This is a genomic window from Micromonospora sicca (genome assembly GCF_003172935.1).
In the GTDB taxonomy this organism is placed as follows: domain Bacteria; phylum Actinomycetota; class Actinomycetes; order Mycobacteriales; family Micromonosporaceae; genus Micromonospora; species Micromonospora sicca.
In genome coordinates this window covers 1-20,579 of sequence record NZ_QGKS01000250.1, presented here as the reverse complement: position 1 = coordinate 20,579, position 20,579 = coordinate 1, and the positions used below count along the sequence as shown (strand labels likewise).

At 74.7% G+C, this 20,579-nt stretch carries 20 protein-coding genes and 1 riboswitch; of the genes, 2 read left to right on the top strand and 18 right to left on the bottom strand.

Annotated features, from left to right (window positions below):
- Positions 1-37 precede the first annotated feature (37 nt).
- From DKT69_RS18425 to rpe, 11 genes are all read right to left on the bottom strand, one after another.
- Complete coding sequence (locus DKT69_RS18425) at positions 38-508, bottom strand: PH domain-containing protein (RefSeq protein ID WP_201749724.1); 471 nt, start codon at positions 506-508, stop codon at positions 38-40.
- On the bottom strand, positions 505-1,467 hold the full coding sequence (locus DKT69_RS18420) for a DMT family transporter (protein ID WP_109802768.1): 963 nt from the start codon (positions 1,465-1,467) through the stop codon (positions 505-507). The genes DKT69_RS18425 and DKT69_RS18420 overlap by 4 nt, the downstream gene beginning before the upstream one ends.
- Positions 1,464-2,309: an ATP phosphoribosyltransferase gene (gene hisG, locus DKT69_RS18415; RefSeq protein WP_109802767.1), complete on the bottom strand. Its 846-nt coding sequence runs from the start codon at positions 2,307-2,309 to the stop codon at positions 1,464-1,466. Before hisG ends, DKT69_RS18420 begins: the two co-directional genes overlap by 4 nt.
- A 45-nt stretch (positions 2,310-2,354) precedes the next feature.
- A complete protein-coding gene (locus DKT69_RS18410) occupies positions 2,355-2,618 on the bottom strand; it encodes a phosphoribosyl-ATP diphosphatase (RefSeq protein WP_109802766.1) in 264 nt (87 codons plus the stop codon).
- Between the two features lie 414 nt (positions 2,619-3,032).
- Positions 3,033-3,533: a 6,7-dimethyl-8-ribityllumazine synthase gene (gene ribH, locus DKT69_RS18405; protein ID WP_109802765.1), complete on the bottom strand. Its 501-nt coding sequence runs from the start codon at positions 3,531-3,533 to the stop codon at positions 3,033-3,035.
- A 2-nt stretch (positions 3,534-3,535) separates the two neighbouring features.
- A complete protein-coding gene (locus DKT69_RS18400) occupies positions 3,536-4,801 on the bottom strand; it encodes a bifunctional 3,4-dihydroxy-2-butanone-4-phosphate synthase/GTP cyclohydrolase II (protein ID WP_109802764.1) in 1,266 nt (421 codons plus the stop codon).
- Positions 4,798-5,493: a nicotinamide riboside transporter PnuC gene (gene pnuC, locus DKT69_RS18395; RefSeq protein ID WP_109802763.1), complete on the bottom strand. Its 696-nt coding sequence runs from the start codon at positions 5,491-5,493 to the stop codon at positions 4,798-4,800. The genes DKT69_RS18400 and pnuC overlap by 4 nt, the downstream gene beginning before the upstream one ends.
- Positions 5,493-6,119, bottom strand: a complete 627-nt coding sequence (locus DKT69_RS18390; protein ID WP_109802762.1) for a riboflavin synthase — start codon at positions 6,117-6,119, stop codon at positions 5,493-5,495. Before DKT69_RS18390 ends, pnuC begins: the two co-directional genes overlap by 1 nt.
- Position 6,120: 1 nt before the next feature.
- Positions 6,121-7,182 carry a bifunctional diaminohydroxyphosphoribosylaminopyrimidine deaminase/5-amino-6-(5-phosphoribosylamino)uracil reductase RibD gene (gene ribD, locus DKT69_RS18385; RefSeq protein ID WP_109802761.1) on the bottom strand — a complete coding sequence of 354 codons (1,062 nt, stop codon included), beginning with the start codon at positions 7,180-7,182 and terminating at the stop codon, positions 6,121-6,123.
- A gap of 170 nt (positions 7,183-7,352) precedes the next feature.
- A riboswitch (FMN riboswitch) is annotated at positions 7,353-7,524 on the bottom strand.
- An 82-nt stretch (positions 7,525-7,606) separates the two neighbouring features.
- A complete protein-coding gene (locus tag DKT69_RS18380; RefSeq protein WP_109802760.1) occupies positions 7,607-8,563 on the bottom strand; it encodes a GGDEF domain-containing response regulator in 957 nt (318 codons plus the stop codon).
- 1 nt (position 8,564) lies between these two features.
- Positions 8,565-9,245: a ribulose-phosphate 3-epimerase gene (gene rpe / locus DKT69_RS18375; RefSeq protein WP_109802759.1), complete on the bottom strand. Its 681-nt coding sequence runs from the start codon at positions 9,243-9,245 to the stop codon at positions 8,565-8,567.
- 257 nt (positions 9,246-9,502) lie between these two features.
- Here rpe and DKT69_RS18370 point away from each other — a divergent pair, with 257 nt between their 5' ends.
- Entirely contained in the window at positions 9,503-10,390 is an 888-nt protein-coding gene (locus DKT69_RS18370) for a septum formation family protein (RefSeq protein ID WP_109802758.1), read from the top strand.
- 85 nt (positions 10,391-10,475) lie between these two features.
- Entirely contained in the window at positions 10,476-11,366 is an 891-nt protein-coding gene (locus tag DKT69_RS18365) for a septum formation family protein (protein ID WP_109802757.1), read from the top strand.
- 40 nt (positions 11,367-11,406) lie between these two features.
- On the opposite strand, the gene DKT69_RS18360 is transcribed toward DKT69_RS18365, so the two are convergent.
- From DKT69_RS18360 to DKT69_RS18330, 7 genes are all read right to left on the bottom strand, one after another.
- Positions 11,407-12,981, bottom strand: a complete 1,575-nt coding sequence (locus tag DKT69_RS18360; protein WP_236647999.1) for a M28 family peptidase — start codon at positions 12,979-12,981, stop codon at positions 11,407-11,409.
- A gap of 215 nt (positions 12,982-13,196) precedes the next feature.
- The gene (locus DKT69_RS18355) at positions 13,197-14,828 is read right to left on the bottom strand and encodes an RsmB/NOP family class I SAM-dependent RNA methyltransferase (protein WP_438361842.1); all 1,632 of its coding nucleotides are present in this window, start codon (positions 14,826-14,828) and stop codon (positions 13,197-13,199) included.
- A complete protein-coding gene (gene fmt / locus DKT69_RS18350) occupies positions 14,825-15,751 on the bottom strand; it encodes a methionyl-tRNA formyltransferase (protein WP_109802756.1) in 927 nt (308 codons plus the stop codon). Before fmt ends, DKT69_RS18355 begins: the two co-directional genes overlap by 4 nt.
- Positions 15,752-15,758: 7 nt before the next feature.
- On the bottom strand, positions 15,759-16,316 hold the full coding sequence (gene def, locus DKT69_RS18345) for a peptide deformylase (protein WP_109802755.1): 558 nt from the start codon (positions 16,314-16,316) through the stop codon (positions 15,759-15,761).
- Between the two features lie 45 nt (positions 16,317-16,361).
- Positions 16,362-17,603, bottom strand: a complete 1,242-nt coding sequence (locus DKT69_RS18340; RefSeq protein WP_438361843.1) for a cytochrome P450 — start codon at positions 17,601-17,603, stop codon at positions 16,362-16,364.
- Positions 17,604-17,748: 145 nt separating this feature from the next.
- Positions 17,749-18,732 carry an AAA family ATPase gene (locus DKT69_RS18335; protein ID WP_109802753.1) on the bottom strand — a complete coding sequence of 328 codons (984 nt, stop codon included), beginning with the start codon at positions 18,730-18,732 and terminating at the stop codon, positions 17,749-17,751.
- Positions 18,733-18,978: 246 nt separating this feature from the next.
- A partial coding sequence (locus DKT69_RS18330) for a primosome assembly protein PriA (RefSeq protein WP_109802752.1) occupies positions 18,979-20,579 on the bottom strand: 1,601 nt, incomplete at its 5' end.

Sequence of the window (20,579 nt, the reverse complement as noted above, 5' to 3'; positions counted from 1 at the left end):
ACCCGTCCCCTTGCGCCCCGGCCTGCGGATTTCCGGGTCAGCGGGGGGCGGGGTCGCCGGCGAGGGCGGCCAGGTGCGCCTGGTGCAGCCGGCGCAGGGCGCGCACGCCCTCGACCGCCAGCTCCTTGTCGGCCGCCTGGAGGGCGACCATCGGCAGCAGGTCGTCGTCGTGCAGCTCCAGGCTGGCCCACGGGGCGCCCCGGTCGAAACGGACCCCGCGGACGACCTCCCAGGGCAGCTCGTACGAGCCGATCACGTTGCGCACCCGGACGCCCCTGGCGTCGGCCACCACCCGCGGCCGGGTGAAGAGCAGGATGCCGAGCGCGCCGAAGACGCCCAGCCCGATCATGGCCAGCTGGTCGCCGCGCTGGAACGTGCCGTAGCCGTCGCCGGTCCGGCCGGTCAGCGAGGTCGCCACCAGGCTGAAGACCACCAGCAGGGTCGCCGCCGAGGCCCAGCAGACCACCCGGATCCGCCGCGGCCGCACGGTCACCAGTGCATCGCTCACCCGACCAGTCTGCCATCCGGCTCCGGGCTCCGGTCCGGTGCCACACCGATCGCGGCGCGTCGCCGCCCACCGGCCACCACGACCGCGACCAGGGTGAGCGCCGCGCCGGCCAGCACCGGCAGCCGGGCACCGGCCCCACCGGGCAGCAGCACGTCCAGCAGCAGCGCGCCGCCGAGCTGCCCGGCGACCAACGCCAGCCCGGTCCGCAGCACGCCGACCGCGCGTACCCCGACCAGCAGGGAGAGCACGATGCCCACGCCGAGCAGGCCGCCCCCGTACAACCACCACTGCCCCGGCCAACCGGGGCGGGTGGCGAACGCGCCGACCAGCGCCGCGACCGCCAGGATCACCGGGGTGCCCACGGCGAAGTTGACCGCGATGCCGGCCGCGGTGGTGCTGGCGGCGGAGACCCGCCCGTTCAGCGCCGACTGGAGGGCGACCGCCAGGCCACCCGCCACCGCGAGCAACACCAGACCGACCGCCAGGTCGCCGACCGGCCGGCCGAGCTGGGCCAGGGTCACCGCGCCGACGCCGAGCAGCGCCCCGGCCACCCGGGGCACGGTGAACGGCAGCCGCCCCACCGGGGCCAGGCCGGCCCGGTCCACCGCCAGCCCGCCGACGCTGCCCCCGGCGACCTGGGCGATGGTGAAGACCGCCACCCCCAGCACCGGGACGACGTACGTGCCGATCACCACGATCGCCGCGCCGCCGAGCCCGCCCAGGTACGACCACCAGGGCAGCCCGGACCGGCGCAGCACGGCCAGTCCGGCGCGCATCGACGGGACGGCGAACAGCCCCAGCACGACGAGCAGGCTGCCGCCGAGGTTGTTGACCACCGCGCCGAGCACCGGGTTGCCGGCGCGCTCGCCCAGCTCGGCGTTGACCACGCCCTGGGCCGCCGACGCCGCCCCGCCCAGCACCACCAGGGGGAGGGCGGCCGACGAGGGGAGCGGCCTCACAGCCGGCAGGCGTGGATGTTGGTGACCAGGATCGCCCGGGCGCCCAGCTCGTAGAGCTCGTCCATGATCCGGTGCACGTCGTCGCGCTGCACCATCGCCTGCACGGCGACCCAGCCCTCCCGGTGCAGCGGGGAGACGGTCGGCGACTCGATCCCGGGGGTCAGCGAGCTGGCCCGGTCGAGCAGGCCGGCCGGCACGTCGTAGGCGAGCATCACGTATCGCCGGGCGACCAGCACGCCGTGCAGCCGGCGGAGCAGCTGCTCGGACTGGGCGCAGCCGGGCGCCCCGACGCGCCGGACCAGCACCGCCGAGGAGACCAGCAGCGGCTCGCCGATGATCTGCAGGCCGGCCTGGCGCAGGGTGGCGCCGGTGGAGACCACGTCGGCCACCACGTCGGCCACGCCCAGGCGGACCGCGTTCTCCACCGCGCCGTCGAGCCGGATGACGTCCGCGCTCAACCCGTTGTCGTCGAGGTAGCGGCGGACCACCCCCGGGTACGCGGTCGCGATCCGGTGCCCGCCCAGCTCCTTCGGCGAGTCGATGGTGTCCGGGCTGGCCGCGAAGCGGAACGTGGCCCCGCCGAAGGCGAGGTCGACGATCTCCTCGGCCGGGGCGCCGGAGTCGACCAGCAGGTCCCGGCCGGTGATGCCGAGGTCCAGGTCGCCGGAGCCGACGTAGGTGGCGATGTCCCGGGGCCGCAGGTAGAGGAATTCGACGTCGTTGGCCTCGTCGCGGCAGACCAGGTCCTTGGGGTCGCGGCGCTGCCGGTAACCGGCCTCGCGCAGCATCTGGGCGGCCGGCTCGGCCAGGGTGCCCTTGTTGGGTATGGCGACACGCAGCATGACGGAGTGCTCCTTCGATCGGGATTGATCAACGGGTGGGGGCACTCAGAGATGTCGGTAGACGTCCTTGAGCTCGAGACCGGTGGCGAGCATCAGCACCTGGGCCTGGTAGAGCAGCTGGGATATCTCCTCGGCGGCCCGCTCCGGGCCCTCGTGCTCGGCGGCCATCCACGACTCGGCCGCCTCCTCGACGACCTTCTTGCCGATGAAGTGCACCCCCCGCTCCAGCGCCTCTACGGTGCCCGAGCCCGGGGTGCCGGCGGCGGCCTTGGCCTGCAGCTCGGCGAACAGCTCCTCGAACGTCTTCACGGGACGCGATTCTTCCAGCCGTCCGTCGTCGCCATACGCTCCGGGTCCGGCGCGGCGGAACCCCGACCACATTCCGGACGGGCGGTCCTGCCGGCGCCGAGCGTCGGGACCGCGCCCGCAGCGGCCCGCAGGTGGGCCGCTCGGACGCTACGAAGCTGATGACGTCAACGATTCATCCGGCGATACGCGAATCGTGGTCGGGCGGCTGTGCTCGGTGGCGAAATCCTGCGCTGCTCCCGGTGTCCCGGTACGCCGCCGGACTTTTACGGGACGAGAAGGGCAGGATGTCCGGTCGCCGCCGCGCCCGGTCCGGGCTGGTGAGTCATCCGCGACATCAGCTTCGTAGTGGGCAACCGGACTACTCGCGGCGGCCTGGCCGGGGCGACCGCGACGCCCACACCCCGGGCGGTCCGGTCAGCCGCCGAAGCCGACCCGCTGGCCGTTGGCCGCGGCGAGGCCGCGGATCGCCAGCGCGGCGTCCAGCGCCGCCACGGTCGCCGCCCAGCCCTTGTCCTCCGCCGAGCCGGGCAGCCCGGCCCGGTCCCGGGCCTGCTCGATGGTCTCCACCGTGAGCACCCCGTGCGCGACCGGCTTGCCCTCGTCCAGGGCCACCCGGGTCAGCCCGTCGGTGACCGAACGGCAGACGTAGTCGAAGTGCGCCGTCGCGCCGCGGACCACCACGCCGAGGGCGACCACCACGTCGTACCGGCGGGCCATCGCCTGGGCCACCACGGGCAGCTCCACCGAGCCGGCGACCCGGGCCACCACCGCCCGGGCGCCGCACGCCTGCGCGGCGGCGACCGCCCGGTCGACCATGTGGTCGGTCAGGTCGCCGTGCCAGCGCGCGGCGACCACGCCCACCGTCAGCCCGGCGGCGTCCACCGCCGTCACGCCCGGTTCGCCGAAACCCGCCATGTCTACGCTCCGATCTCGTCGCCGTCGACCGGGCGGCCCATCGGCGCCTCGGTCACCTCGTCCAACTCGTCCAGCAGGTGCCCCATCCGGTCCCGCTTGGTGCGCAGGTACCGCACGTTCTCCGGGTTCGACCGGATCGGCAGCCCCTCGCGGCCGCTCACGGTGAGGCCGTAGCCCTCCAGGCCGGCCCGCTTGGCCGGGTTGTTGGTGAGCAGCCGCATCGAGCGGACGCCGAGGTCGTAGAGGATCTGCGCGCCGGTGCCGTAGTCCCGGGCGTCCGCGGGCAGCCCCAGGTCGAGGTTCGCGTCGACGGTGTCCCGGCCCAGGTCCTGGAGCTGGTAGGCCTGGAGCTTGTGCAGCAGGCCGATGCCGCGTCCCTCGTGCCCGCGCACGTAGAGGACCACCCCGCGCCCCTCCTGGGCCACCCGGGCCAGGGCGGCCTGCAGCTGCGGGCCGCAGTCGCAGCGCAGCGAGCCGAAGACGTCGCCGGTGAGGCACTCGGAGTGCACCCGGACCAGCACGTCCCGCCCGTCGCCGAGGTCGCCGATGACCAGCGCGATGTGCTCGGCGGAGTCGTAGTCGCTGCGGTAGCCGAGCGCCCGGAAGACCCCGTACGGGGTGGGCATCCGCGCGTCCGCGACCTGCTCCACCTGCTTCTCATTCCGCCGCCGGTACGCGATCAGGTCGGCGATGGTGACCAGGGTGAGCCCGTGCTCGGCGCAGAACTTCTCCAGGTCAGGCAGGCGCATCATGGTGCCGTCGTCGTTGACCAGCTCGCAGAGCACCCCGGCCGGGCGCAGCCCGGCCAGCCGGGTCAGGTCGACCGCCGCCTCGGTGTGCCCGGGCCGGCGCAGCACCCCGCCCTCGCGAGCCCGCAGCGGCACCACGTGCCCGGGGCGGGCCAGGTCGGTGGGGTCGGTGGCGGCGTCGGCGAGCAGCCGGATGGTGTGCGACCGGTCCGCCGCCGAGATGCCGGTGCTGATCCCCTCCCGGGCATCCACGGTCACCGTGTACGCGGTGCCGCGCCGGTCCTGGTTGGTGTGGTGCATCGGCGGCAGGTCCAGCCGGTCGCACTCGCTCTCGGTCAGCGGCACGCAGATGTAGCCCGAGGTGTAGCGGACCATGAAGGCCACCAGTTCGGGCGTGGCCCGCTCGGCCGCGAAGATCAGGTCACCCTCGTTCTCGCGGTCCTCGTCGTCGACCACGACGACGGGCCGGCCGGCGGCGATGTCCGCCACCGCCTGCTCGATGCTGCCAAAGGCGCTCATGCCACTGCCTCCGAGTAGGTGGGCGGGATCGGGGTGGGAGCCGGCGGGGCGGCCCGCGAGGCCCGCCACCAGGCGGCCAGGCCCCAGACGCAGAACGCGCCGTAGACCAGGTACATGGCGGCGGAGGGGTAGAAGCCGCCGCGCAGCAGCAGCGGCACGCCGACCGCGTCGACGGCGATCCAGATCAGCCAGAACTCGACCCACCCGCGGGCCATGCCGTAGGTGGCGAGCAGGCTGCCGACCAGGATCCAGGCGTCCGGCAGCGGACCCCACGAGCCGAGCGCGGCCAGCGCGGGGTACCCGGCCGCGGTGCCGACCGCCGCCGCCGCGAGCAGGCCCAGGCGTTCCCGGCCGGTGGCCCAGCGAGGCGTCACGGCGGGCTGCTCCCCCGCCCCGGCGCGGCGGTTGCGCGACCAGCGCCACCAGCCGTAGACGCTGACCGCGAAGAAGAAGACCTGCCGGCCGGCCTGGCCGTAGAGGTCGTGCGCCTGCGGGGTGGCGAAGACACCGCCGAGGAAGACGGTGAACAGCAGCGCGTTGCCGATCATGCCGACGGGCCAGGCCCAGACCAGCCGGCGCAGCCCGAACAGCGCCGAGGCCAGGCCGAAGACGTTGCCGACGATCTCCCGGACCAGGACCGGCGAACCGGCCACCTGGACCTGGGCGTCGAGCAGCCAGCCGAGCGGGCCCATCAGCGGTCACCACCGGGCAGGGCGCCCCCGGCGAGGCGGTCGCCGAGCAGCCGCTCGACGTACTTCGCCAGCACGTCCACCTCGAGGTTGACCGGGTCGCCGACGCCCTTGGCGCCGAGCGTGGTCAGCTTGAGGGTGGTGGGGATCAGCCCGACGCCGAACCAGTCGTCGCCGACCTCGGCGACGGTCAGCGAGACGCCGTCGATGGTGATCGAGCCCTTCTCCACCACGTACCGGGACAGCGCGGCGGGCAGCCGGAACCGGACGGTCTCCCACTGCGCGGCCGGTTCCCGGGAGATCAGCTCGCCGACCCCGTCGACGTGGCCCTGGACCAGGTGCCCGCCGAGCCGGCTGCCGAGCGCGGCGGCCCGCTCCAGGTTGACCGGGTCGCCCGGGCGGAGCGCGCCCAGCGCGGAGCGGCGCAGGGTCTCGCCCATCACGTCGGCGGTGAAGACGCCGCCGTCGACGTCGACCACGGTCAGACAGACCCCGTTGACCGCGATGGAGTCGCCGTGCCGGGCGTCCGAGGTGACCAGCGGGCCGCGGATGGCGACCAGCGCGGAGTCACCCCCGGTCTCGGTGGTCCGGACGACCTCGCCCAGTTCCTCGACGATGCCGGTGAACATGTCAGGCCTCCCTCTTCCGGGGCAGCGCGGTGATCCGCAGATCGGGTCCGACCTGCGTAACGTCGGTGAGTTCCAATTCGATGGCGTCGGCGATGGTCCCCACACCCGCGTCGAGCAGGGCGGTGGGGCCGGCGCCGAGCACCTTCGGCGCGACGTACCCGACGACCTTGTCGACCAGCCCGGCGGCGAGGAACGCGCCGGCCAGCCGGGGGCCGCCCTCCAGCAGGGCCGCCCGCACGCCGCGGTGATGCATCTCGGCCAGCAGCGCCGGCAGGTCGACCCGGCCGTCCGGGCCGGCCCCGACCTCCGCGGCGGTGGCGATCCACGTCCGCGCGGCGCCGTCGCGGACCCGGGCCGCCGGGGGCGTACGCCCCGCGCTGTCCACCACCACACGCAGCGGCTGCCGAATCGCGAGGGTGCCGTCGCGCAGGTTGCGGGCGGTGAGCCGGGGGTCGTCGGCGAGCACGGTGCCGACCCCGGCGATGACCGCGTCGACGGTGCCGCGCAGCGCGTGCACGTCGATCCGGGCCGCCTCCGAGGTGATCCACATGCTGGTGCCGTCGGCGGCGGCGGAGCGCCCGTCGAGCGTGGCGGCGTACTTCCAGATGACGTACGGCCAGCCCCGGCGCATCGAGGTGAGCCAGGCGACGTTGCCGGCCTCGGCCTCCTCGGCGCGTACTCCCAAATCGACCTGGATCCCGGCGGCGCGCAGGGTGGCGGCCCCGCCGGAGGCGACCGGGTTGGGGTCGCCGACGGCGACCACCACCCGGGCCACACCGGCCTGGATCAGCGCGTGGCTGCAGGGTCCGGTGCGGCCGGTGTGGTCGCAGGGTTCCAGGGTGACCACGGCGGTGCCGCCGCGGGCCCGCCGGCCGGCCTGGGCGAGCGCGACGATCTCGGCGTGCGGCCCGCCCGCGTACGCGTGGAAGCCCTCGCCGACGACCTCGCCGTCCGGGTCCAAGAGCACGCAGCCGACCACCGGATTGGGGCTGGTGGTGCCCAGCCCGCGGGCGGCCAGCGCGATCGCGCGACGCATCGCCTCATCGATGGAGACGCTCGTCATCGCCAGCCCCTGCCCTCTCACTCGCCGGTCGTGCGCGGGCGGGGCGGGAGGTGACGACACGGCGTGCCGCAGGCAGGCGGCGGCGGAGATCCGGGGACGGCACGGCCGGCCCCGGGGAGCCCACGCGGCGCTGAGGGTGTCAGCGGCCAGCAGGGGGCCCTCCCCGTCCCGCGCGCTGTCTCCCATCCGGACTGTCGGGGGGCGGACGGACCGCTCCCCACCGTCGGCCCCGGATTCTCACCAGGTCCACCGTCCGGCCGAAGCCGTCCGGGTCGCGGGCTTACCACGGTCGGACCGTGGATCACCGCCGGTTCGGAATTTCACCGAGCCCCGCCAGCGCGTGGTGGGTACACCGGAAGTCTTACACGCCGGACCGCCCCCGTCGCCAGGGGAGGCGAGGTAGCTCACAGATGTCCGGTTACGGTCAGGTGACGCCGCGCCGCCGGTCGACCGCCACGTACGACCCGGGCTGGCTCTTCGCGACCGTCTTCATCTCCGAGGCCACCGCGATCGCCTCCAGCGGGTCCGAGAAGCGCTTGCCGGAGTCGGAGAGGGAGACGCCGATGGAGAGGGTGACCAGCGCGGCCCGCCGGATGTTGCCCCGCCGGTCCTTCAGCTCGACGAACCCGCGCTCCCGGTCGGTCGGGTCGTAGAGGGCGTCCGCAGCCTTCTCGAAGTCGACCACCGCCCGGCTGGTCAGCGGCCGGACCTGGCCGGGGGTGCAGACGATGACGAAGTCGTCGCCGCCGACGTGGCCGAGGAAGGCCGGCGGCAGCCCGATCGAGACCACCGCCCGGTGCAGGCTGCGGGCCAGGGCGGAGATGAACTCGTCGCCGCGGACGAAGCCGTACCGGTCGTTGACGCTCTTGAACCGGTCGATGTCGATGTACCCGACCGCGTAGTCGACGCCGTTGCGGACCCGGTCGCTGATCTCCCGCCGGATCCGGCTGTTGCCGGGCAGCCCGGTCAGCGGCGAGACCTCCCGGAACTCCTTGTTGCGGCGCAGGGTGGAGCTGACCCGGGCCACCAGCTCGGCGGTGTCGAAGGGCTTGACCAGGTAGTCGTCGGCGCCGGCGCTGAGGCCGTGCACCTTGTCCACGGTCATTCCCTTGGCGGTCAGCATGATCACCGGCAGGGCGGCGGTCATCGGGTCGGCGCGCAGCCGGCGGGTCAGCTCCAGGCCGTCGATGCGCGGCATCATCAGGTCGACCACGGCCAGGTCCGGTCGTTGTCGCTCGATCACCTCGAGCGCCTCCTGGCCGTCGCCGGCATGGATCACCTCGAAGCCGTGCAGCCGCAGGTTGAACTCGACGAAACGGGCGATGTCCTCGTCGTCGTCGACGACCAGGATGACGTCGGGTCGCTCGCCGGCCGGGTCCACCTCAGGCCCCGCTGGCCGCGCGTTCCGCCAGGGCGCGCAGGCGGCGTACCGCCTCGGCCGGGTCGTCGGCCCCGTAGACGGCGGTGCCGGCGACGAACGCGTCCGCGCCGGCGGCCGCGGCCTGCTCGATGGTGTCGGCGCCGATCCCGCCGTCGACCTCGATGCGCAACTCGAGGTGGCCGCTGTCGACGTGCCCGCGGGCGGTCCGCACCTTGTCGAGGAGCTGCGGGATGAACCGCTGGCCGCCGAACCCCGCCTTGATCGTCATGATCAGCAGGGTGTCGAAGCTGGGCAGCAGGTCGAGGTACGGCTCGATCGGGGTGTCCCGGTCGATCGCCAGCCCGGCCTTCGCCCCCGCCGAGCGCAGGTCCTTCGCCAGGGCCACCGGGTCGTCGCACGCCTCGGCGTGGAACGTCACGTTGTACGCCCCGGCGTCGGCGTACCCGGGCGCCCAGCGGCGTGGATCCTCGATCATGAGGTGCACGTCGAAGGGCAGCTCGGTCACGGCGCGCAGGCTCTGCACCACCGGCAGCCCGATCGTCAGGTTCGGCACGAAGTGGTTGTCCATGACATCCACGTGCAACCAGTCGGCGGCATGTTCTACGGCGCGGACCTCGTCGGCGAGGCGGGCGAAATCGGCGGCCAGGATGCTCGGCGCGACGATGGGCGGCGGTACGGTCACGGGGCCAGTGTACGAACGCGGTCACCCGCCGCTCGCGGCACGGCACCAACCCGGACCCGCTGTGACCCGGCCGTGACCGATGGTGCAGAATCGGCCCTCCCGGACCCGAAAACCCGGACGAAAAGCCAGCCGCGACTGGCCGATCGGCGGAAACACCGCAACACTCCATCGGGGACGGTCACATATGCTGCACGCCCGGCGGCGGGCCGCCGTACGGGCCGCGGCGACCGGCTGCCATCTCCCGGAAGGGGCGGACGATGCGACGGTGGCTCGTGGCGCTGGCGCTGGCCGGCACGGCGACGGCGGTGCTGAGCGGCTGCGTCCAGCCGCACCGGGCCGACGGCGACCTGATCGACGACTGGCCCGCCCTGCCGGCGCCCAAGTTGTTCATCCCCGCCACGGACGCCTGCCTGCCCCGGATCACCGCGGTCGTGCAGGCCGGCACCTACGAGACGGTGGCCTGCGGGCGCAGCCACCTGGCCGAGGCCGTGCACGTCGGCGCGTTCACCGGGCCGGCCGCGGCCGGCGCCCGTCCCGAACCCGGGTCCGCCGCGCTGCGTACCGCCCGGGCCGAATGCGACCAGCGGGCCCGGGAGGTGATCGGCGGGGACTGGCACTCCGCCCGGCTCACCATGAACATCGCGGTGCCCTCGGTGACCGCCTGGCTCGCCGGCGCCCGCTGGTACCGGTGCGACCTGGCGGAGACCGACAGCATCGACAACACCCGGCCGGCCAACCGGGTGGGCAGCCTGCGCGGCGCGATGGTCGGCGACAACCCGCTGGTGCACCGGTGCTTCGACCCGAAGCTGATCGGCAACAACCTGAACTACATGGCGCCGGTGCTCTGCACCGAGCCGCACCGGGCCGAGTTCGTCGGCGTCTACGCGGAACGCGACATGAGCTGGGCGGATTTCACCCGGTCGAGCCAGCAGGTGCACCGGCGCTGCATGGCGCTCATCGCCGTCTTCGCCAACGTGCCCAACAACAGCGACCTGCCGTACCGGGCCGGATCGATCTTCTACCCGCCGTCGCAGCGGGAGTGGGAGGAGGGCGACCGGGGGGTGCGCTGTTTCCTGTGGAGCGACGACCGGAGGCTCACCCGCTCGATGCGCGGCGTCGGCCCGCAGGGACTACCCGTCATCTGAGCCCGGGTGCCGTATGCTGCTGCGCCGTGGCGTACCGGCGGTGCCAGCCGGCCGGCGCGACGACGGACGACGGGGAGGTCGGCGAATGCGGCGGTGGTGGACGGCGGTCGCCGTGGCCGGGACGGCGGTGCTGGTGCTCGCCGGTTGCGGCGCGCCCGCCGGGGTGGACCGAAACCTGGCCGACGACTGGCCGGCCCTCGCGCCGGCGAAGGGCTTCGTCCCGCAGAACGGCGCCTGCCATCCCACGGTCCAGGACATCGGCTACCTCAGCGGCTACAACCCGGTCGAGTGCACCGCCTCCCACCGGGCGGAGACCCTGCACGTCGGCACACTGACCGGGCCGGACGCCGAGCGGGGCGCTCCCCCGCGAACCGGCTCGGCCGGCGCGCGGACCGCCCGCGTCGAGTGCGACAAGCAGGTCGGCAAGGCGGTGGGCGCGGACTGGCGGTCCGGGCGACTGCTGGTCTCGGTGGTGTTCCCGTCCGCGGTGGCCTGGACGGGCGGCGCCCGCTGGTTCCGCTGCGACGTCTCCGAGGTGGCCAGCCTCGACGACGGCAGCATCATCCCGCGCCGCGCCTCGTTGCGCGGCGCGCTGGCCCCGGGCTCCCCGCTCGCCTACGGCTGCTTCAACCCGAAGCTGGTCAAGGACGACATCGACGAGATGCGGCCGGTGGCCTGCACCGCCAAGCACCACGCCGAGTTCGTCGGCGTGTGGCAGGCGCCGGACATCAGCTACGCCGAGTTCCGGCGCACCTCACTGCGGGCGCACAAGGCCTGCCGGGGCCTGATCGCCAAGTACGTCAAGGTGCCGAACAACAGCGATCTGCAGTACCGCGCCGGCACCGTCATCTACCACCCCTTCGAGGAGGAGTGGCGGGACGGCAACCACGGCGTGCAGTGCTTCCTCTGGATCGACGACCGCACGTTGACCCGGTCGTTGAAGGGCGCCGGGACCAGGAGCCTGCCGATCCAGTGAGTGGGGCGGGCCGCTCACCCGCCCCACTGACCGGTCCCGGCTAGCCGGCCTGCAGCGTCACGTCGTCGACCACGAAGCTGGTCTGCAACGACGAGTCCTCGACGCCGGTGAACTTCAGCGTCACGGTCTGGCCCGCGTACGCGGCCATGTTGAACGTGCGCTGCGCGTAGCCGGTGGCGGCGTTCAGGTTCGAGTACGTCGCCAGCGTGGTGGTGCCGACCTGGACGGTCAGCCTGTCGTACGCCGTCGAGCTGGTGGTCTCGGCGGTGTCGATGTGCAGCCAGAAGGCCAGCGTGTAGCTGGCGCACCCGGCCGGCACGGTCACCGACTGGGACAGCGTGTCGGTGTGGGTGCTGCCGTACCCGTCCAGCCAGGCCTTGTAGGAGCCGGTGCGGGCCGCCTGGCCGGTCGAGTTGGTGATCACTCCGGAGGTGGCGGTCCACGGGGTGGTACCGGACTCGAAGCTGCTGTTGCCGATCAGCTGGCCGCCGGCACAGCCGCCGGCGCCGGTCACAGTGAGGCCGTACGTCGCGCTGTGGCTGACCGAGCCGGTGCCGGTGACCGTGACGGTGAAGGTGCCGGTGGCAGCGGTCGCCGAGGCGCTGACCGTCATGGTGGCCGAGCCGCCGGATGTCACCGAGGACGGGCTGAACGACACCGTCACCCCGCTCGGCGCGCCGGTGGCCGACAGGTTCACCGTCTGCGCGTTGCCGCTGGTGGTCGTGGTGCTGACCGTCGCGATGGTCGTCGCGCCCCGGGCCACGCTGCCGGCGGTGGGGCTCACCGCCACGGCGAAGTCGTTGGTCGGGGTGCCGCCGACCGCGAGCTGCCAGATCGCGTACGCGACGCCGTCGGCGCTGCGGTTGAGGATGGTCGCGTTGATGTTGCTGGCGGTGTCGCACGACCGGTGTTGACTTCCTCCACCGCCATGAATGGCGGGGATTCCCTCCGCGCTGCGCGCGGAACGCGCAACGCCCGGGTGGGTTCCTGCTTCACCGCGATCCGCCGGAGGTTGCCCCGGTCTTACGTCCGCTCCACAGGCGTTTTTCGTCTCCACATGCCCTGCGGCGACAATGTCACGCTGTGTCCGTCGTGACGCTTCGGGGCTTCCGGAACTACCCTTCGCCCCGCACGTGGTCACCGTACCACCGCCTGCCCACGTTACGTCAACGGCACGGCTCGGGCCTTGGCGGCCCTCCCCGCGCGGGCCTTCACCCCCGCCCTGAAGGGCGGAGCACTGGCCCGCATTCCGGTAGCAGGAGTCGTACGCGGAGTTGGCGGTGCCGCCCCACTTGCTGGCCTGGGTGGTGGTCTTGCGGGCGCTGGCGCCGGTGGCGTAGCCGGAGGTGGCGATGCCGGCCTGCTGGAACGGGTAGTCGTCGGAGCGGCCCTGCCCCTCGACGTTCTCCTCGGGCTGGATGTTCAGCGAGTCCCAGTACGCCTTCAGCGGCGCGGCCGTGGTGGAGGTGATCCGGTTGATGAAGTAGCCGCCGTTGGGCGAGCCGACCATGTCGAAGTTGTAGTAGCCCTTGAGGTAGCTCTTCTGGGTGGCGCTGAGCGAGCGGGCGCCGCGCTGGCCGTCGTCGCGGCCAGCGTCGCCGTCATGCCGGCGCAGAGGGCGAGCGCGAGGCCCGCGATCGGGGTACGACGTCTCATCGAGACTCCTCGTGGGGATCGGCGGGGGCGGATCGGGGGTGATGCCGATAATCGATACAGTTACATGTATCGATTAAGGAGTCAACGGGGTGTCACAAGCCCGGCGCGGTCGGGGGCGGGTGGGGCAGGCATAACCCACCGCATCCGAGCAGGTCAATGCGGTACGTCGCGGGTTCAGCCCCGGCGCAGCACCGCCAGGAACATCGCGTCGGTGCCGTGCCGGTGCGGCCAGAGCTGCACCGTGGGCCCGCCGCCCAGCCCCGGCATGCCGGCCGGCATCAGCGGCCGGGCGTCGACGAAGTCGACCGGCAGGCCGCACCGGCGGGCCGCCTCGGTCACCGTCACATGCGTCTCCACCGTGTGCGGGGAGCAGGTGACGTAGGCGACCAGGCCGCCCGGGCGGACCGCGCGCAGCGCCGCGGTGAGCAGCTCCCGCTGCAACCGGGTCAGCGGCGGCAGGTCCGAGGGCTGGCGGCGCCAGCGGGACTCCGGTCGCCGGCGCAACGAGCCCAACCCGGTGCAGGGGGCATCCACCAGTACCCGGTCGAAGTGCCCCTCGGGCAGCTCCGGGTCCCCGCCGACCGTCCGCCCGTCGGTGGCGAGCACAGCCACCGGCAGGCCCCGGGTGGCCTGTTCGACCAGCCGGGCCCGGTGCTCGGCCACCTCCACCGCGGTGAGCCGGGCGCCGCGCTGCGCCGCCAGGGCGCCGAGCAGGCCGGCCTTGCCGCCCGGTCCCGCGCAGAGGTCGAGCCAGCGGGCGTCCGGGCCGTCCAACGGCGCCACCGCCAGGGCATTCGCCACCAGCTGGGAGCCCTCGTCCTGGACGTGCGCCCGCCCCTCGATCACCGCCCGCAGGTCACCCGGCGCGCCGCCGGACAGGTAGACCGCGTACGGCGAGAAGGCGCCCGGGGCGCCGCCCACCTCGTCGGCCAGCTCCACCGGGTCCGCCAGGCCCGGCCGGGCGCACAGGTGTACCGGCGGCCGCTCGTTGTCCTCGATCAGCAGCCGCTCGGTCTCGCCGAGATCGCCGCCCAGCGCCTCGGCGAACGCCCGGACGATCCACTGCGGGTGGCTGTACGCCAGCGCGAGATGGCCGACCGGGTCGGTCTCCGTCGCCGGGGCGAGCTTCGCCACCCAGCCGTCGAGGTCCCGGGTGGTGATCTCGCGGAGCACCGCGTTGGCGAAGCCGGTGGCGCCCGGGCCCACCGACCGCACCAGGTCGACGGTGGAGGAGACCGCCGCGTGCGCAGGCACCCGGGTGTGCAGGAGCTGGTACGCCCCGAGCCGCAGCGCGTCGCGTACCGGCGGGTCGATCCGCTGCACGTCCCGCCCGGCGGCGTCGGTGATGATCGCGTCGAGGGTGCCGGTCTGGCGCAGCGTGCCGTAGGTCAGCTCGGTGGCGAAGGCGGCGTCCCGACCGACCAGCCCCTCCTCCCGCAGCATCGCCGGCAGCACCAGGTTGGCGTACGCGTCGTCCCGGTGCACCGCCGCGATCGCCTGGTACGCGACCTGCCGCGGCAGGTCGACGGCGGGCCGGACCGGCCGCCGGCCGGCGCCACGCCGGTCCGCGCCGAACTGGCCGCCGCGCGGGCGGTCCCCGCCCTGCCCCGGTCGCGCACCGCGCGGGTACCGGTCGCCGCGCTCGGCCCCGAAGGACCGGCCCCGGTCGCCGGACCGCTCGCCGCGGCCGCCGTCGTCGGCACGGCCGGACCCGCCCCGCGCGCCGCCGGACGGCCGTCCGGTCGACGGGCCGCGTCGGCCCTCGTCGGAGAAGCGCTCACCCCGGGGCTCGGACGGCCCGGTCACGCGAGCACCTCCCCGGCGGCGACCCGGGCACCGCGCGCCCAGTCGCTCGCCGACATCGCCTTCTTGCCGGCCGCCCGGACCTCGCCGAGCCGCACCGGGACGGTGGCCGTACCGGCCAGCACCCGGGCCTTCTCGGCCAGCAGCTCACCGGGCTTCAGCTCGGGGCCGTCCGCCACCGGGACCACCGGGCCGAGCTTGACCCGCTCGCCCCGGAAGGTCGTCCACGCGCCGGGGGCCGGGGTGCAGGCGCGGATCCGCCGGTCGACGGCGAAGGCCGGGTCGCTCCAGCGCACCCGCGCGTCCTCGACGGTCAGCTTCGGGGCCAGGGACACCCCGTCGGCCGGCTGCGGCTCGGCCCGCGCGGTGCCGGCCTCGATCGCGTCGAGGACCGCCACCAGCAGGCCGGCGCCGGAGTGGGCGAGTCGCTCCAGCAGGTCGCCGGAGGTGTCGGTCGGCCGGATCTCGTCGGTGAGCGTGCCGTACACCGGGCCGGTGTCCAGCCCCTGCTCGAGCTGGAAGACGCTGGCCCCGGTCAGCTCGTCGCCGTGCAGCACGGCGTGCTGCACCGGCGCCGCGCCCCGCCAGGCGGGCAGCAGCGAGAAGTGCAGGTTGATCCAGCCGTACCGGGGGACCTCCAGGGCGACCGGCGGCACCAACGCGCCGTACGCGACCACCGGCACGCAGTCCGGGGCCAGCTCGCGGAGCCGGTCCAGGAACTCGGGCTCGCGGGGGCGGGCCGGGGTGAGCACCTCGACGCCGTGCGCGTCGGCCCAGGCGCCGACGGGCGAGCGGACCAGGCCCCGGCCGCGACCGGCCGGCGCGTCGGGACGGGTGACCACGGCCAGCAGCTCGTGGCCGGACGCGGCGATGGCGTCCAGGGCGGGAACGGCGACGGCCGGGGTGCCGGCGAAGATCAGGCGCACCGGCGGCTCACCGACCCAGACCGAACGGATTGCTCAGGTGCGGGCTGAGCTTGACCACCGGCGGGGCGGCCTGGTCGTACCACTCGGCCTGGCGGATCGCCTTCATGGCCTCCTTGCGCCCTTCGGGATCCAGCCGGTCGACGAAGAGCACCCCGTCCAGGTGGTCGGTCTCGTGCTGCACGCAGCGGGCCATCAGGCCGCTGCCCACGATCTGCACCGGGTCACCGAAGGCGCTGAACCCCTTGGCGATCACGTTCTGCCGGCGCTTGGTGTCGAAGTAGAGGCCGGGGATGGACAGGCAGCCCTCCGGGCCGTCCTGCTCCTCCTCGTCGGGGAACTCCAGCACCGGGTTGACCAGGTGGCCGAGCACGTCGTCGACGTCGAAGGTGAACACCCGCAGGCCCACGCCGAGCTGGGGCGCGGCCAGTCCGGCGCCGCTCTGCTCGCGCATCGTGTCGGTCAGGTCGGCGACGAGCTTGCGCAGCTCGGCGTCGAAGTCGACCACCGGATCGGCCGGCGTGCGCAGCACCGGATCCCCGAACAGACGGATGGGCTGAACGGTCACGCGGGGTGGCTCCTTCGACGGCGGGACGAACTCTGCCGTACCAGTCTACGGAGTGACCGGAGCCGCCCCGGCCGGCGTACCGCGATCGGTGAGCGGGGACTCCTCACCCACGGTCACCGGCAGGGTGGCGTACCCGCGCAGGGTCAGCCGGACCCGCCGCTCCGGCTCGCCGGCCAGGGCCAGCCCGGGCAGCCGGCGCAGAAGCAGCGGGAAGGCGACCTGCGCCTCCAACCGGGCCAGCCCGGCGCCGAGACAGTAGTGCGGGCCGGCGCCGAAGGAGAGCGGGTGGATCTGCGGCCGCCACGGGTCGAACCGCGCCGGCTCCGGGTACCGCCGGGGGTCCCGGTTCGCGGCGCCCAGCAGCACGAGCAGGCAGCTGCCCGCGGGCAGGTGCAGCCCGCCGTGGTCGGCCGGGGCGGTGCTCATCCGCGAGGTGAGCTGGACCGGGGAGTCGTAGCGCAGCAGTTCGTCGACGTAGTCGGCGGCGAACTCGGGGTGCCCGCGCAGCGCGTCGGCCGCCCGGGCGTGCTCCAGCAGCACCACGAGACCGTTGCCGAGCAGGTTGGTGGTCGTCTCGAAGCCGGCCACCAGCAGCACCACCAGGTTGGCCAGCAGCTCGTCGCCGGAGAGCCGCCCGCCGTCGGCGTCGTGCACCTGCACCAGCGCCGTGGTCAGGTCGTCGGCCGGCGCGCGGCGGCGGGCCCGCACCAGCTCGGCGAAGTAGTCGCGCAGCTCGGTGGCGCCCCGGTCGGCGACGGCCAGCTCCTCGGGGGTGATCTCCGGCTCCAGCACCCCGGTCAGGTCCGCCGCCCAGCGCCGGAACAGCGGCCGGTCCGCCGCCGGCACGCCGAGCAGGGCGCAGATCACCCCGACCGGCAGCGGGTACGCGAAGTCGGCCAGGAAGTCGACCGGCCGCCCGTCCCGGCCCCGCTCCAGCATGGCGTCGACCAGCTCGTCGGCCTGGGCGACCACCACGTCCCGCATCGCGGCGATCCGGCGCGGGGTGAAGGCGCCCGCGGCGAGCCGCCGCATCCGGCTGTGGTCCGGCGGGTTGGTACGCAGCATCGAGCGGGAGATCGAGGCCACGGCCGGGCTCTCCCGCCAGCCGGGCAGGAACAGGTCGCGCAGTTCGTCGTCCAGCACCCCGAACCGCGGGTCGCGGAGGATCTCGTCGGCCTCGGCGTAGCCGGTGACCGCGTAGAAGACCGGCCCGGCCTGGACGACCGGACCGTGCGCCCGCAACCGCTCGTAGGTGGGGTACGGGTTCACCCGCCCCTCGGGGGACATCAGCAGCGCGAGGGCGTCGACAGGATCCACGGTGAGCCTCCCGGGAGATCGGCGGCCTTCATCATGCGCCCGTTCGCCCGATCCGGCGATCCCCCGCCGCCCGCGCCGGGTCCGGCGCCGGCCGGTGACCGCCGCCGGGGTCGGCTCAGGCGCCGCTGCCGGGCTCCCCGGCCAGCACCGCGTCGCCACCGAGCAGGGCGTGCTCGGGCAGCGGCAGCGCGATGCCGTGGGCCGCCTCCCAGTCGTGGATCATGCTCGGACGGACCTGGGCGGTGAAGTAGTCGACCGCGCTCATCCCGCCGACCACCGGCTCCTCCACCTCGGCCACCAGCCGGGCCGGGACGAGGGGGAAGCCGCTCTGGATGGCGGCGCTGAGCCGGCGGTGCCCGTCGACGACGAAGAAGTACTCACCGGTGTAGCCGATCCGCAGCGGTTCCAGGGCCTCGTCACCGGCGCCGGCCACCTCGCCGACGAACTCGGAGTCCCAGAGCCCGCGCAGGGTGGTGATGTCCTCGGTCGGGTAGACCCGGGCCGGGTCGAGCAGCAGCAGCGGCTGGCCGTCGGCCAGCACGTCGGCGCCGAGGCGGCCCTCGTAGACGTCGATGATGTGCGCGATCACCTGCTCCGGGTCGGCCCGGGTGGTGTCGCAGATCAGGTCGTAGTTGCGCAGCCGGGCCTTGTCGACGCCGTACCGGACTATGAAGCGGTTGCGCTCGCTCTCGCTGCGCTCCCGGAGCTTGGCCCTCGCCTCCTCCAGGGAGCTGTAGCTCTCGGCCGGGCCGGACGGGCGGGCCAGCACCCGGCGGGCCGCCTCGGTCGGCTCGGTGATCATGTGCACCTTGAGCGCGTCGGTGAAGAAGTGCCAGGCCAGCCGGGAGTCCATCACCAGCGACTCGCCGGAGGCGGCGATGTCCCGCTGGAGCTGGTCGACGTAGCCGTCGACCGCCTGGTCCAGCTCGGCGTGCAGGTTGAGCTGGAGCGCGGTCATCTGCCGCTCCTGCGCCATCTGCCGGTAGAGGTCGCCGACGCTGACCCGGCGCAGCCCCAGCCGCTTGGCGATCTCGACGGAGACGGTGCTCTTGCCGCTACCGAGGTCACCGTTGAAGACGATCGATTGACGAACGGTCACGACTGGTCCACCCCTGCTCACCGGCTGCTTGACAGCATCGATCTGGCGTCGGATCGACGCGCTCCCGCCTTCGTTGGGCCATTCTCCGACAGCTCCAGCTCGGCGCGCCTGACGCCGCGCCGCGACCTCGAGTCGTCGTACGCCCGGGCATGACGGGCGATGCTATCACGCAGCCGCCAGCGCTTTACCGCACGCGGTGTGCGACGGGCGCCCCGCCACACCCCCCGCCACCTGCGGCGGGCGGGGTCAGAAGAGGCTCAGCGGGTCGACCTGGAGGCGGACCGGGTCGGCGGCCTTGCGGGCGGCGCGCTGCCCGGCGGCCGTGTGCAGCGCCTCCGCCAGCGCGGCCGCCCGGGCCCGGGGCACCCGCACCAGCATCCGCTCGCGGCCCTCGTCGGCGGGCACCGGACCGAGCACCTCCGCGCCGTCGGGCAGCCGGGCCCCGGCCAGCAGGTCGGCCACGGCGTCGGCCGGGCCGGTGACGCTGGCCATCTTCACCGCCGGCGGAAAGCCCAGCTCCCGCCGCTCGGCCAGCTCCCGGGCGGCGAACCAGGCGGCGTCCCAGCGCAGCAGGGCCTGCACCGGGGCGAGCGCGCCGTCGGCGACCACCACCACCCGGCCGCCGGCCGAGCCCGGGCGGGCCAGGGCCGCCGCGGTCAGCCACCGGCGCAGCGCCTCCTCGCCGGCCCGCAGGTCGGCCCGGGTGAGCAGCGCCCACGAGTCGAGCAGCAGCACGGCCCCGTAGCCGCCCTCGGCGACCGGTTCGGCACCCGGGGTGGCGATCACCAGGCCGGCCCCGGCGGGCACGGTGGTGAGCACCTCCTCCCGGCCCGAGGTGCGCACCGGCACCCCGGGGAAGGCCCGGCCCAGCTCCTCGGCGGTGCGCCGGGCGCCGGTCACGGAGGCGCGCAGCCGCCGCCCGCCGCACTCCGGGCAGGCGTACGCGGCGGCGACCCGGCCGCACCAGCGGCAGGCGGGCGTCCCGGCGGCGGAGGGCAGCGCGAGCGGGCCGGCGCAGTGCGGGCAGCGGGCCGGGGTCCGGCAGTCGGCGCAGGCCACCGAGGGCAGGTAGCCCCGGCGCGGCACCTGCACCAGCACCGGGGCGTCGGCGCGCAGGGTGTCCCGGGCCGTGGTCCAGGCCAGGCTGGGCAGCCGGGCCGTCGCCGCGCCGGGGTCGCGGGCCAGTTGCGGGTCGTCGCCGGTCGGCGCGATCGCCGGGGTACGCGCCCGCACGGTCGCCCGGTCGGCCACCACCTCCCGGGCCCAGCCGGTCTCCACCAGCAGCTGCGCCTCGGCGGTCCGGGCGTACCCGCCGACCAGGGCCGCCGCCCCGCCGAGCTGGGCCCGGGTGAGCAGCACCTCCCGGGCGTGCGGGTACGGCGCCCGGGGCTCGGCGTGCAGGTCGTCCCCGTCGTCCCAGATCGCCACCAGGCCGAGCCGGTCCACCGGGGCGAACATCGCCGCGCGGGTGCCGATCACCACCGGCGCCGGGGCGCGCCGGGCGGCGAGGAAGGCGCGGTAGCGGCGGGCCGGTCCGAGCGCGGCGGAGAGACAGACGTGCCGGTCGGGCCCGAGCGCGCCGGTCAGCGCGGCGTCGAGCCGGTCCAGGTCCCGGGCGTCGGCCACCACGACCAGCGCGCCCCGGCCGCCGGCCACGGTGGCGGCGACGGCGTCGGCGTACCGGGCGGCCCAGTCCTCCCCCGGGAGCGCCGACCAGACCGCGCGCGGCGCCCGCCCGTCCGTGAGCGCGCGCAGGAAGGCCGGCCCGGGCGGGTAGTCCCGCCAGCCGCGCGGGTCGACGTGCACCGCGCCGCCGCCAGCCCCCGTCGGTCCGGTGGCGGTGGGGG